The organism is Streptomyces cinerochromogenes (assembly GCF_014648635.1).
In the GTDB taxonomy this organism is placed as follows: domain Bacteria; phylum Actinomycetota; class Actinomycetes; order Streptomycetales; family Streptomycetaceae; genus Streptomyces; species Streptomyces cinerochromogenes.
The window spans coordinates 318,464-333,010 of record NZ_BMRM01000003.1; the positions used below are offsets into that span (position 1 = coordinate 318,464).

Consider the following 14,547-nt stretch of genomic DNA (forward strand, 5'->3'; position numbering starts at 1 on the left):
GCCGGCCCTCGGGTACTAGGATGCGCAGCGAGAGTGACCTGCGGCGGTTCTTGCAAGAGACGCTGGGCGGCGTCCTGGGAACCGATCCGACCTCCAGCCCCGACCACCTCCCTTTCGTGGAGCTGGGCCTGGACTCGATCTCCTGCGTCGTGTGGCTGCGCGAGATCAACCGCGCCCTCGGGCTGTCCCTCACGGTGGCCGAGGTGTGCGGTCACCCCACGTTCGGCGAGTTGGCCGCCCTGATCGAGGGCGTCATGGGAGATCTGATGAGTGGCACCACCCCCCGGTCCTCGGCTGCCCGCGTCGACGGCACGCGCGGGCGCGACGCCATCGCCGACCATGTGCGGCAGAGCCTCGCGGAGGAGCTGGAACTGCCCGCCGCGGACGTCGCCGACGACGTGCCCTTCGTCGAACTGGGCCTGGACTCCATCACCGGCGTGACGTGGACGCGCAAGCTGAACACGCACTTCGGTCTCGCGCTCTCCGCCACCCAGGTCTACAGCCACCCCACGGTGGCGGACCTGGCCGCACACGTGGCCGGCTGCCTGGAGGGCGCGGACGGCGCACCCGAGGGGGTGTCCGAGGCCGCTTCCGAGGCCCCGGCCGCCGTCCCGGCGTCCGGCGCCGCACCCGCGTCCGGGCCCGCCGAGGACGCGCTGACCGGCTGGCTCCGGGCGAGCCTCGCCAGGGAACTCGAACTCGCCGAGTCCGACATCGACGACGACACCCCCTTCGTGGAACTGGGCCTGGACTCCATCACGGGCGTCACCTGGACCAGGTCCGTCAACACCCGCCTGGGCCTCGCGCTCTCCGCCACCACGGTCTACGGCCACCCGACCATCGCCGAGCTGGCCGCGCACCTGACGCGGGACCACGGGGCCTCGCTGCCCGAGCCGGCCGCCGCCGAGGAGAAGGCTCCGGCCGGCCCCCCGGTGCCCCCGGCACGCCCTGCCGCTGCCCCCACCCTTGCCGCTGCCGCTGCCGCTGCCGCTGCCGCTGCCGCTGCCGCTGCCCCTGCCCCTGCTGCCCCCGACCGCGCCCCCCGCCCCTCCGTCGACCTTGTGGACATCGCCGTCATCGGCATGTCCGGCGCCTTCCCCCAGGCCGCCGACCTGGACGAGTTCTGGGCGAACATCGTCGCCGGCCGGGACTGCGTGACCGAGGTGCCGCCCTCCCGCTGGGCCGTGGACCGGTTCTACGACGAACGGCCCGGGACGCCCGGCAAGTCGTACAGCAAGTGGATGGGCGTCCTGGAGAACGCGCACCACTTCGACCCCCAGTTCTTCACCGTCTCGCCCAGCGAGGCCGAGGCGATGGACCCGCAGCAGCGCCTGCTGCTGCAGGAGAGCTGGCGCTGCGTCGAGGACGCCGGGTACAACCCCGAGACCCTCTCCGGCACGGACTGCGGCGTCTTCATCGGCTGCTCGGTCAACGGCTACGGCGGCCGGGTCGACGAGAGCGAGCTGAGCGCCCACCAGAACCTGGGCACCAACAGCGCGATCATGGCCAGCCGGATCTCCTACACGCTGAACCTCAAGGGCCCGTGCCTGTCCATCGACACCTCGTGCTCGTCGTCCCTCGTGGCGCTCGCCGCCGCCTGTGACAGCCTCTGCCTGGGCGACAGCGACACCGCGCTGGCCGGCGGCGTCTGGGTGATCCCGGGCCCCGGCGTCCACGTGGCGATGAGTCAGCTGCGCGCCCTGTCGCCCACCGGGCGCTGTCACGCCTTCGACGACCGGGCGGACGGCTTCGTCCCCGCCGAGGGCGTCGGCGTGCTCCTGCTGAAGCGGCTCCCGGACGCGCTGGCGGACGGCGACCGGATCCACGCCGTCATCAAGGGCTGGGGCGTGGGCCAGGACGGCCGCTCCAACGGCATCACCGCTCCCAACGCCGAGGCGCAGGCCGCACTTCAGCGGCGGGTGTACGACAGGTTCGGCATCGACCCGGCCGACATCGAGCTGGTCGAGGCGCACGGCACGGGCACGGCCCTCGGCGACCCCGTGGAGATCGACGGCCTCGTACAGAGCTTCGGCGCCCGTACCGACCGCACCGCGTACTGCGCCATCGGCTCGGTCAAGAGCAACATCGGCCACACCGCCTGCGCCGCGGGCGTCGCGGGCACCCTCAAGACCGTGCTCTCCCTGAAGCACGCCACGCTGCCCCCGACCGTCCAGTACGACCGGCTGAACCCGCACATCGACCTCATCGGCACACCGTTCTACGTGAACACCGAGGAACGCGCGTGGCCGGACCGGGGCAGGCCCCGCCTCGCCGCGGTGAGTTCCTTCGGCTACAGCGGCACCAACGCCCACCTCGTGCTGGCGGAGGCTCCGCCGAGCCCGGCGCACCCCGGCGAGCGGGAGGCGCCCGGCGCCCGGCTCGTCGCCCTGTCGGCGCGTACCGGGACGCAACTGCGCGACCAGGCCCGGCGACTGCTCGCCCACCTGCGTACGCACCCGCAGGAGAGCCTGCGCGCCCTGAGTTGCACGCTGCTGCTGGGCCGCAAGCACTTCCGGCACCGCCTGGCCCTGGTGGCCGACACCACCGCGCAGGTGACCGAGGCGCTGGAGAACTGGCTGCACACCGGCGCCGACCCCGCCGTACGCAGCGGCGACCGCAAGCCCGAGCGGCCCGCGGGCGGTTTCGCCGGGCAGCCGTCCGGCGCCGCCGACCAGGTCGGCCGACGGCAGCTCGAAGCGCTGGCCGAGCAGTACGCCGAGGGCCGGGCCCTGCCCTTCGACACCCTCTTCGAGACCGGCCGCCCCGCCAGGACCTCCCTGCCCACCTACCCCTTCGCGGCCGACCCCTACTGGCTGGACCCCGAACCCGCCCGCCCGGACGCCACCGCGCCCCAGGGCGAACCGCTGTGGCTGGAACCGCGCTGGGAGCCGGCCGACCGCGCCGCCACGGAACCGGGCGACGCCCCGGCCGATGACCACGGGCACACGGTGTGGCTCGTCGGCGACGACCCGGACGGCTCGCTCGCCCGCGCGCTGCCCGCCCTCCTGCCGGCCGGCGCGGAACTGCGCACGTTCCGTACCGGCACGGCCGCGCCGGACGAGGACTACCGGCGGCTGACCCACACGCTCCTGACCGGGATCCGCGCGCTGACCGCGACCGGCGCCGCACGCGGCCACCTCCTCCAGGTCGTCGTGGCCGGACACGACGCGCCACAGGCCCGCCTCATGGCCGGCGTGTCCGGACTGCTGCGCACGGCCCGCCTGGAACACCCCCGGCTGCGCGCCCAGTACGTCGAACACCTCGACGCCCCGACGGCAACGGCCCTCGACCGGACGGTCCGCGCGGCCCTGCGCCACCCCGGCGAGGCAGAGATCCGCCGCACCGGCGGCGAGACGTACGTACGACGCCTGGCCGAACTGCCCGTCTCCGTCTCCGTGGACACGGCGGCCCTGCCATGGCGCGACGGCGGTGTCCACCTGATCACCGGCGGGCTCGGCGGACTCGGGCTGCACCTCGCCCGCGACCTGTCGAGCGGCCTCACCGAGGGCGTGCTGGTCCTTGTGGGCCGCTCCGCGCCCACACCGGACACCGAGCGCACCCTCGCCGCCCTGCGCGGGCCCGGACTCACGGTCGAGTACCGCCGGACCGACCTGACCGACCGCGCCGCCGTCCGGGACCTGGTCGACGGCGTGCGCCGCCGCCATGGCGCCCTCCACACGATCGTGCACTGCGCGGGCGTCCTGCGCGACGGTCCCCTCGCCGGCAAGCAGGACGCGGACGTCCACGCCGTTCTCGCCCCGAAGGTGTCGGGCCTCGTCCACCTCGACGAGGCCACCCGCGACCTGCCGCTGGACCGGTTCGTCGTCTTCTCCTCCAACGCGGCCGCCTTCGGCAGCGCCGGGCAGGCGGACTACGCGGCGGCCAACGGCTTCCTGGACGCCTACGTCGCCCACCGCAACGAACTCGCCGCGCGGGGCCTGCGCTCCGGCCGGGCCGTCAGCGTCAGCTGGCCGCTGTGGGCCGACGGCGGGATGCGGGTCGACGCCGCGGGCCTGGACCGGCTGGCCCGGCTCGGCGTGACCCCGCTGCCCACGCCGGACGGACTCCGCGCGCTGCGCACACTGCTCGCCTCCGGCCGGGAGCGGACCCTGGTACTGCACGGCGACCGGGAGGCCCTGCTCGCCCGCCTGGCCCCCCTGACCGGCACGGCACCGGGCACCGCGCCCGCAACCGGCACGGCACCGGGCACCGCGCCCGCAACCGGCACGGCACCGGGGAGCGGGCCGCTGGCCGGCCCGCGTCCGGAGGCCGGGCCCCTCACCGGCTCCGCGTCGCAGGCCGCTCGCCCTGCCGAGGCCGCCGGCCCGGACGCGGCGGGCTGGGAGCGCACTCTGGTCGCGGAGATCGCCGCGCAGCTGGGCCTCCCCGCCGCGGAGATCGAGCCGAACGGCGAACTGGGAGAGTACGGCTTCGACTCGATCAGCCTCACCCAGCTGGCGGAACGCCTCAACGACCAGCACGGTCTGGCACTCGCCCCCACGGCCTTCTTCGAGCACCCCACACCCCGCCGACTCGCCGCCCACCTCGCCGACCGGCACACGCCCGCGCCCTCCCGGACCGCCGAGCCCGCCCTCTCCCGGGCAACCGATCCCGCGCCCTCCGGGACCGCCGAGCCCGCTCCCCGCGGCACCGCGGACCTCGACGCCGTCACCGCCGGGCTCGCCGCGGAGGTGTCCGCCCAACTCGGGCTCCCCGTCGAGGAGATCGACGCGGACGAGGAGCTGGGGGAGTACGGCTTCGACTCGATCAGCCTCACCGAGCTGGCCGGCCGCCTGGGCGAACGCTACGGACTGACACTCGCCCCGACCGTCTTCTTCGAGCACCGCACCCTGCACGCCCTCGCCGCCCACCTCGTCGACACCCACGGTGCGGAGCCGGCGCGCTTCCACGGCACGGCCCCGAGCGAGCGCGGCACGACCACCGTCGAGACTCCCGGGACCACCCGGCTCCGCGAGGGACGCGAACCGTCCGCCGCGACCACCGGCCGCGAGACCGAGCCGATCGCCGTCATCGGCATGAGCGGCAGCTTCCCGCAGGCCCCCGACCTCACCGCGTTCTGGGACAACCTCCGGCAGGGCCGGGACTGCATCACCGAGATCCCCGGGGAGCGCTGGGACCACCTCCAGTACCCCGCCGGCGGCCGATGGGGCGGCTTCCTCGACGCCGTGGACCGCTTCGACCCGCTGTTCTTCGGTATCTCGCCGCGCGAGGCGACCGCCATGGACCCGCAGCAGCGACTCCTGCTCACCCATGTGTGGCAGGCGCTGGAGGACGCGGGGCACGCACCGTCGAGCCTGGCGGGCAGCAACACCGCCGTCCTGATCGGCACCGCGCCCAGCGGCTACGGCACCCTGCTGCTCGACGGGCAGCACACCGGCGACGGTTACGCCGCCACCGGCGTCTCCGGCTCCGTCGGACCCAACCGGGTCAGCTACCTGCTCGATCTGCACGGCCCCAGCGAGCCGGTCGAGACCGCCTGTTCCAGCTCCCTGGTCGCCGTCCACCGGGCCGTCGAACTGCTCCGCAGCGGAGCGAGCGACCTGGCGCTGGCGGGCGGGGTGAACACCATCGTCAGCCCGGACCTGCACATCGGCTACAGCCGCGCCGGCATGCTGTCCGAGGACGGCCGCTGCAAGACCTTCTCGGCACGGGCGGACGGCTATGTGCGCGGCGAGGGCGTCGGCGTCCTCGTCCTCAAGCCCCTCTCCCTCGCCGAACGCGACGGCGACCGCGTCCACGGGGTCATCCTGGCGACCGCCGAGAACCACGGCGGCCGGGCGCACTCGCTCACCGCGCCCAACCCCCGGGCGCAGGCCGACCTGCTCACGACGGCCTACCGCCGGGCCGGGATCGACCCGCGCACCGTGACGTACGTCGAGGCGCACGGCACCGGCACCGAGCTGGGCGACCCCGTCGAACTGGGCGCGCTCAGGACCGCGTTCGCCACGCTGTGCGACGAGGTCCCCGATACCCTCGGCCGGCCCGCCCGCTGCGGCCTGGGCTCGGTCAAGAGCAACATCGGACACCTGGAACTCGCCGCCGGTGTCGCGGGCATGATCAAGACCCTGCTGCAGATGCGCCACGGCGAACTGGTCGAAAGCCTGCACTGCCACGATCTCAACCCCTACCTCGACTTCACCGACAGCCCGTTCGAGGTCGTACGGGAACGCCGGCCCTGGCAGCGGCTGCGGGACGCCGACGGCGCCGAGGTGCCGCGCCGCGCCGGAGTCAGCTCGTTCGGCTTCGGCGGGGTCAACGCCCATGTGGTCCTGGAGGAGTACCAGGGCCGAAGCCGCCGTGAGGAGCCCGCCGTCGACGCGACCCCGGAGCTGATCGTCCTCTCCGCCCGTACCCCCGGCCAACTGGCCGCCCGGGCCCGCGACCTGCTGGCCCACCTCGATGACGACCGGGTCGCCACGCCCCGCCTGACCGACCTGGCGTACACCCTGCAGACGGGCCGTGACGCCATGGAGGAGAGGCTCGCCACCCGGGTGTCCTCCCTCACGGAGCTGCGCCGGCGGCTCGCCCAGGTCACCGACGCGGACACCGCCCCGGAGGGCTGGCACCGCGGTTCGGTGCCCCGCGGAGCCGTCGCGGCCGCGGCGCGCGACACCGAGCGGCTCGCCGCGTCCCGCAGCTGGATCGACGCGGAGCAGTACGACCGGGTGCTCGACCGGTGGGCGGCCGGACACCCGGTGGACTGGGAGCGGCTCCACACCGGCCGGCCCCGTCCGCGCCGCATCGGCCTGCCCGCCTATCCGTTCGCGGACGAACGCTACTGGGCGGGCCGCGGCACCGGCCGGCCGACGGCCGCGGCCCCGGCCGGACAGGCCGCCCCGGCGGGCTCGCACCCCCTGCTGGGACGTGCCCTGCCGGACGGAACGACGACCCGCTACGAGACCCGCCTGGACGGCAGCGAGCCGTTCCTGCGCGACCACCGGGTGCGGGGAGCCGGGGTGCTGCCGGGCGCGGCCCATCTGGAGATGGCGCACGCGGCGGTCGGCCGCCTGGTGGGCGAGGACCGCGCGGGCCGCATACGCCTGGACGACATCGTGTGGCTGCGGCCCGCCGTGTGCGGTGCGGACGGGCTGCGCCTGAGTCTCGACGTACGCCGGGTGTCCGACGACGTCCACGAGTACGCCCTGCACAGCGTCGACGGCGACGGCCGGCGCGTCCTGTGCAGCCAGGGCCGGGCCCGGTTCACGGACACGCCCGGCTCGCCCGTCCCGCCGCTCGACGAGCTGAAGTCCGCCTGCGCCGACACCGTCTTCACGGCGGACGAGATCTACGACCGCTACGGCCGCGTCGGCATGGAGTACGGCCCGGCGCACCGGTCCGTGACCTGGCTCGGCACCGGCACGGACCCCGACGGCCGGCCCCAGGTGCTCGCCGCACTGCGGCTGCCCGCGGAGGCGGAGCACCCGGAGTCGTACCACCTGCACCCGAGCATCGTGGACGGCGCGTTGCAGGCCACGCTCGGACTCGGACTGACGGCCGAGCGGGCCGACGACCACGGTGGCAGGCCCGCCCTGCCGTTCGCCCTGCAGCACCTGCGGGCGTCCGCGCCGACGCCGGTGACGGCGTACGCGTGGATCAGGCACCAGGACGGCAGCCGGCCGGATGCCTCCTCGGCCAGGCTCGACGTGACCCTGCTGGACGAACGCGGACGGGTGTGCGCGGAGCTGACCGGGCTCAGCGCACGCGTTCTCCGCGGCGAACCGGGCGGCGACGGCCTCGCCCCCGCGCGTCCGGAGGAGCCGCTCGGCGTCCGCGCCCTGCGGTACGTGCGCGAACAGCTCGCCACCGCGCTCGAGGTGGCACCGGACCGCCTTGATGTGGACACGCCGCTGGAGCACTACGGCATGGACTCCATGATGGCCATGGAACTCACCCGCCATCTGGAGGGACCGTTCGGCCCGCTGCCGAAGACGCTGTTCTTCGAGGTGCGCACCATCAGGGCGCTCAGCGACCACTTCGCCGAGGAGTACCCGCGGCAGCTGCGGGCGGCGCTCGGTGCCGAGGCCGCGGTTCCGGCCGCTGCCGACCCGGACGCGCCCCACCGTGCACCCACGGCCTCCGGACAGCCCACCGCCTCCGGGCAGCCCACGGCCTCCCGGCAGGCCGCGGACACCACCGCCGCGGCCACGGCCGACATCGCGATCATCGGTGTCGCCGGACGCTACCCGGAAGCCGCCGACCTCGACGAGTTCTGGGAGAACCTCCGCTCCGGACGCGACTGCATCCGCGAGGTCCCGGCGAGCCGGTGGGACCACCGCCAGTACCCGGCCGGGGGCCGGTGGGGCGGGTTCCTCGACGGCGTGGACGAGTTCGACCCGCTGTTCTTCCACATATCCCCGCGCGAGGCCGAGTACCTCGACCCCCAGGAACGTCTCTTCCTCCAGTGTGTCCACCACACCCTGGAGGACGCGGGCTACACCGGCGAGCTGCTCGCCCGGCGGTCCGCGGACGACGACGCCGCCGTCCTCCAGCCCCACGGCAAGGTCGGTGTCTTCGTCGGCGTGATGTACGAGGAGTACCAGCTCCACGGCGCCCAGGCGCAGGCCCGCGGCCACCAGGTCGCGCTGTCGGGCAACCCGGCGTCCATCGCCAACCGGGTCTCGTACTTCTTCGACTTCCACGGGCCCAGCATGGCCGTGGACACCATGTGTTCCTCCTCGCTCACCGCCATCCACCTCGCCTGCGAGGCCATCAGGAGCGGGCAGTGCGCGTCGGCGATCGCCGGCGGGGTCAACGTCAGCGTCCACCCCAACAAGTACCTGATGCTCGCCCAGGGCAGGTTCACCGCCGGCGACGGCCGGTGCCGCAGCTTCGGCGAGGGCGGCGACGGCTACGTCCCCGGTGAGGGCGTGGGCGCCGTCCTGCTCAAGCCCCTGGACCGCGCGATCGCCGACGGCGACCACATCTACGGCGTCGTCAAGGGCAGCGCGCTCAACCATGGCGGCCGCACCCACGGCTTCTCCGTGCCCAGCCCCGTCGCCCAGGGCGACGTCATCGCCCGCGCGCTGGCCGAGGCCGGGGTCGAACCGCGGGAACTCGGCTATCTGGAGGCCCACGGCACGGGCACGTCCCTGGGCGACCCGATCGAGATCGCCGGCCTGGTCAAGGCGTTCCGCAAGGCCGGCGACGGCACGCTGCCGGACCACTGCGCGATCGGCTCGGTCAAGTCCAACATCGGCCACTGCGAGAGCGCGGCGGGCATCGCGGCCGTCACCAAGGTGCTCCTGCAGATGAAGCACCGCGCACTGGTGCCCAGCCTGCACTCGGCCACCCCCAACCCGCACATCGACTTCGCGCGCACCCCGTTCCGGGTGCAGCAGGTCCTGGAGCCGTGGCGGCAGCCGACGGTCGTGACCGACGGCGAGCGGCGCGCGCTTCCCCGCACCGCGGGCATCTCCAGCTTCGGTGCCGGCGGCTCCAACGCCCACCTGGTCATCGCCGAGTACCAGCCGGCGGCCGACCGGAGTCCGGCGGCGCCCCAGGGCCCGCGGCCGGCTCTGATCGTGCTGTCGGCACAGAGCGGACCCCAGCTCGTCGAGCAGGCCCGGCGCCTCGCCGCACGGACCGCCGAACTGACCGACGACGACCTGACGGCGATCGCCTGGACGCTCCAGAGCGGGCGGGTGGCGATGGAGGAACGCCTCGCCTTCACCGCGGACTCCCTCGCCTCGCTGCGCCGCACCCTGCACGCGTTCACCGACGACCCGGCACAGTCCGGCCCCTGGCAGCGCGGCACCGTCCGCCCCGGCGAACCGGCACCGCTCACGCCCGACGACGCCCGAAGTGCCGTACGCGAGCTGTGGGAGAGCGGCGACCACGCGGGGCTCCTGCGCCACTGGGCCGCCGGGATCGCCGTCGACTGGGAAGCGCTGCGCCCGGCCGGCGCACCCGTCCGGCGCATCAGCCTGCCCGGCTATCCGTTCGCGCGGGAGCGGTACTGGCTGGACATCGACAGCCACGGCGACACCGACGGCCACGGCGACAGCCACATCGGCACCGACGGCCACCACGACACCGAGACCGACGGCGACACCGACACCGGCGTCGGCACCGGCAGCGACGGTTCGGCCGCCGTTGCCGGGCCGCCCGCCGGTCTCCTGCTCCTGCGCCCCGTGTGGGACGCCGCCGAGGCGAGCGGCGAGCCCGGCCACGCCGGGTTCGCCGAGCACCACGTCGTCCTCGTCGGACGCCTCGACGCCGCCGCCCGGGACGCGCTGGCGGGGGCGCTGCCCGAGTCCGTCTCGTACGACCTCGTGGACCTCGGCACCGGGCCGCTGGACGAGCAGTACCTCGGCGTGAGCCGGCATCTGCTCGGCCTGCTGCGCGGCATGCTCGAACCCGGGCTGCGCCACGAGGTGCTGCTCCAGGTCGTGGCCGTCGGCGAGCCCGGCGACGCCGACCGCCAGGAGTGCTTCGCCGGCCTGACCGGCCTGCTGAAGACGGCACGGCTGGAGAACCCGCGGCTGCACACGCAGTACGTCGACTGCCTCGACGGGGCCGCCCCGGACCTGGTCGCCACCCGCCTGCGGGCCGAGGCGGCCCGCCCCGTCGCCCCGGAGATCCGGTACCGGGACGGCCGACGCGAGGTGAGGCGGCTCACGGAGGTGACGCCCGCCCGCCCGGCCACCACCCCGTGGCGCACCGGCGGTGTGTACCTGATCACCGGCGGCACCGGCGCCCTGGGCCTCATCGCGGCACGCGACATCGCCGCGTCCGCCGGCCGCGCCACCGTCGTCCTCACCGGCCGCTCGCCGCTCGACGGGGACCGGCGGCGGGCGCTGGACGAACTGCGGGCGGCCGGACTGCGGGTGGACCACCAGCGGGTCGACGTGACCGACCCACGCGCGGTCCAGGAGCTGATCACCCACGTCACGGACGTCCACGGTCCGCTGACCGGCATCGTCCACAGCGCCGGCGTGATCGGCGACGGCCTCCTCGCCGGCAAGGAACCGCAGGACGCCGAGCGGGTGCTCGCACCCAAGGTGCGCGGGCTGGTGAACCTGGACGAGGCGAGCCGGGACCAGCCGCTGGAGCTGTTCCTGTGCTTCTCCTCCACGAGTGCCGCCTTCGGCAACCCGGGCCAGGCCGACTACGCGGCCGGCAACGCCTTCATGGACGCGTTCGCGGCCCGGCGCAACCGTCTCGCGGACCGCGGTCTGCGCAGCGGCAGGACCCTCTCCGTCAACTGGCCGCTCTGGGAGGACGGTGGCATGCAGGTGAACGACGCGACCAAGGAGCAGCTCCGGCGGATGGACCTCGAACCCCTCGACACCGACAGCGCGCTGCACGCCCTGCGGGTCGGTGCCGCCGCACAGGACAACGGCCTCGACGAGGGGCGGCTCGTGGTCGTCTCCGGCCGGCGCGGTGCCCTGCTGCCCCGGCTGACGGAGCGTGCGGACACCGCGCGCCCGCGGCCGGGGGCCGCCGCACCCGCCGCGGAGGACGCCGCACCGGCCGCGGAGGACGCCGGGCCGGGCACGGACGAGACCGCTGCCGTGACCGCCGGCCTCCAGGAGCGGACGGTGCGCCACCTCCGGCAGCGGATCGCCGCGGCCCTCAAGCTCGACCCCGCCCGTCTCGACGCCGACACCCCGCTGGAGCGGTACGGCATGGACTCGGTCGTGGCGACCGACCTCGTCGCCGGCTTGGAGAAGACCTTCGGCCCCCTGTCGAAGACGCTCTTCTTCGAGCTGCAGACCGTGCGGGAACTGGCCGCGCACTTCGTCGCCGGGCACGCGGACGCGCTACGGGACCTGGTCGGGGAGCCGGCCGCACCCCAGCCGCGGACACCCCGCACCGCCCCCGCGTCGGCGGCGGACACCGAGGCAGGACAGGCGCACCCCGTCCCGGGCCCGGCTCCCGTCGCCGGTCCGGTGCCGTCCGTACCGGACCCCTCTCCCGTCGCCGGTCCGGTGCCGTCCGCCCCGGACCCGGATCCCGTGGCCGGAGCCGGTCAGGACATCGCGATCATCGGTGTCGTCGGCCGCTACCCGCAGGCCCGGGACCTCGACGCCTTCTGGACCAACCTCCGCGCCGGAAGGGACTGCGTCACCGAGGTGCCCCGCGACCGCTGGGACCCCGACGCGCTCTTCGACGCCGACCGGGACGCGGTGGGCACCAGCTACTGCCGCTGGGGCGGTTTCCTGGACGGCATCGACCGGTTCGACCCGCTCTTCTTCGGCATCTCGCCCCGCGAGGCCGAGGCGATGGACCCGCAGCAGCGGCTGTTCCTGGAGACGGCGTGGGACCTGCTCGAACAGAGCGGCATCACACAGGAGACCATCGAGCGGCGCTACCGGCGCCGGGTCGGGGTCTACGTCGGCTCGATGTACCAGATGTACCGGGCCGAGGAGTCGGACACCGCCCGAGCGGCACTGACCGCGGCCACCTCGTACAACATGATCGCCAACCGGGTGTCGTACTTCTTCGGCCTGGAGGGGCCGAGCCTCGCCGTCGACAGCATGTGCTCCTCGTCGGCCCAGGCCGTCCACCTCGCCTGCGCCGACCTGCTGCGCGGCGAGGCGGAACTCGCCATTGCCGGCGGCGTCAACCTCACCGTCCACCCCGACAAGTACATCGCCCTGTCCCAGGCGCAGCTGCTCGGCAGCCACCCCGGCAGCCGGAGCCTGCGCGACGGCGACGGGTACCTGCCGGCCGAGGCGGTCGGCGCCGTGCTGCTCAAGCCGCTGGCCGCGGCGTTGCGCGACGGCGACACCGTCCACGCCGTCATCAAGGGCAGCGCCTCCCTGCACGCGGGGCGGGGCGGCGGCTTCATGGCGCCCAGCCACCGCACCCAGGTGGCCGTCATGCGCCGCGCCCTGGAACGCGCGGGCGCGACCCCGGAGTCCGTCGGCTACGTCGAGGCGGCGGCGGGCGGTTCCGCGCTCTCCGACGCCGTGGAGGTCAGCGCGTTGCGCGAGGTCTTCGAGGGGGTGTCCGAACCCGTCGTGATCGGCTCGGTGAAATCCAACCTCGGCCATCCCGAGGCCGCCTCCGGCATCGCCCAGCTCACCAAGGTCGTCCTCCAGCTGCGGCACGGCGAGCTGACCCCGCTCACGGCGGTGGGAGCGCCCAACCCGAACCTGCGCTGGGACGACACCCCGCTGGAGCCCTGCGAGGACCTGACCGCGTGGCGTCCGCGCCGCGCGGACCGCGCGGACTCCGGGCACCCGGCGCCCCTGCGCGCGCTCGTCAACTCCGTGGGCGCGGGCGGCAGCCACGTGAGCCTGGTGATCGAGGCCGCCCCGCAGCCCCGTGCACCGCGGTCGGCGGACGGGGCCGCCGCCCAGCTGGTCCCGCTGTCCGCCCAGGGGCCCGAACGGCTGCGCGCCACGGCCAGGCAGCTGCTCGACTTCCTGGAGCGCGACGACGCGACGGACCTGGCGGACCTCGCCCACACGCTGCAGACCGGCCGGGAGGCCCTGCCCGAACGGTTCGCCACCGTGGTCGGCTCCAAGGCCGAACTCCGGGAAGCGCTCCTGCACTTCCTGGCCGCCGAGGAGCCCGGCCGGCCCTGCACCGCTCCGCTCCACCACGGCAACGCCGAGAGCGGCTCCCACCCGCTGTCGGCCGTTCTGTCCGGCGCCCACGGCGAGGCCTTCCTCGCCGCCCTGCTCCGAGACGGCGACCTGGACCGGATCGCCGCGCTGTGGGCCGCCGGGGCGAAGGTGCCGTGGCACGCACTGCACCAGGGGCGCAGCCGCAGGCTCGTGCCGCTCCCGGGCACCGCGTTCCTCCGCGACCGCTACTGGATCGGCCGTACCTGGCACCCGGAGACCGCGGCGGCACCGACCGCCCCGGCCTCACCCCTCGCCCCGGCCTCACCGAGCGCCCCGGCCTCACCGAGCGCCCCGGCCTCACCGAGCGCGCCGGCAACACGGAGCGTGCCGGCTCCACCGAGCGCCTCGGCAACACCGACCGCTCCGGCAGCTCCTGCGGTTCCGGCGGCACCGACCGCTCCGGCAGCCATGGCGGTCCCGGCAGCACCGACCACTCCGGCAGCCGTGGCGGTCCTGGCAGCACCGACCGCACCGACGGCACCGACCGCACGGACCGCCCCCGCCGGCGACCTCACCGCCTACCTCACCGGCTTCTTCGCCGAAGCGCTCGGACTCGCCGCCGCCGAACTGCCGCCGGGCAAGGACCTGCACGGCTTCGGCGTGGACTCGATCCTGTGGTCCAGGCTCCAGCGCAGGCTCCGCGCCGACCTCGGCCTGGACCTGTCCACGCGGGACATCCTGGAGTGCGCCACCCTCGAACGCCTCGCCGCCTGCCTCGCGGCCAAGCATCCGGGCGGGCCCGCGTCCGGCACGGGGGAACCGGCGGCCGACGGCACGCGTCCGGAGGTCCCGGGGGAGGGCGACGGGCCCCGGGCCGCCAGGGCCCGGGCACTGGAGCAGTTCCGACAGGGGCACGTCAGCCTCGAAGACCTCAAGGCACTCATGAAGGAAGCACCGCGCGCGTGAACGAGGACCAGATACTCGCAGGCTTCAAGGCAGGCGTCTTCTC

General features: G+C 74.8%; 1 protein-coding gene. It reads left to right on the forward strand.

Annotated features, from left to right (window positions below):
• Nucleotides 1-20: 20 nt before the first annotated feature.
• Nucleotides 21-14,504, forward strand: a complete 14,484-nt coding sequence (locus tag IEZ20_RS39535) for an SDR family NAD(P)-dependent oxidoreductase (protein ID WP_229895943.1) — start codon at nucleotides 21-23, stop codon at nucleotides 14,502-14,504.
• Nucleotides 14,505-14,547 lie beyond the last annotated feature (43 nt).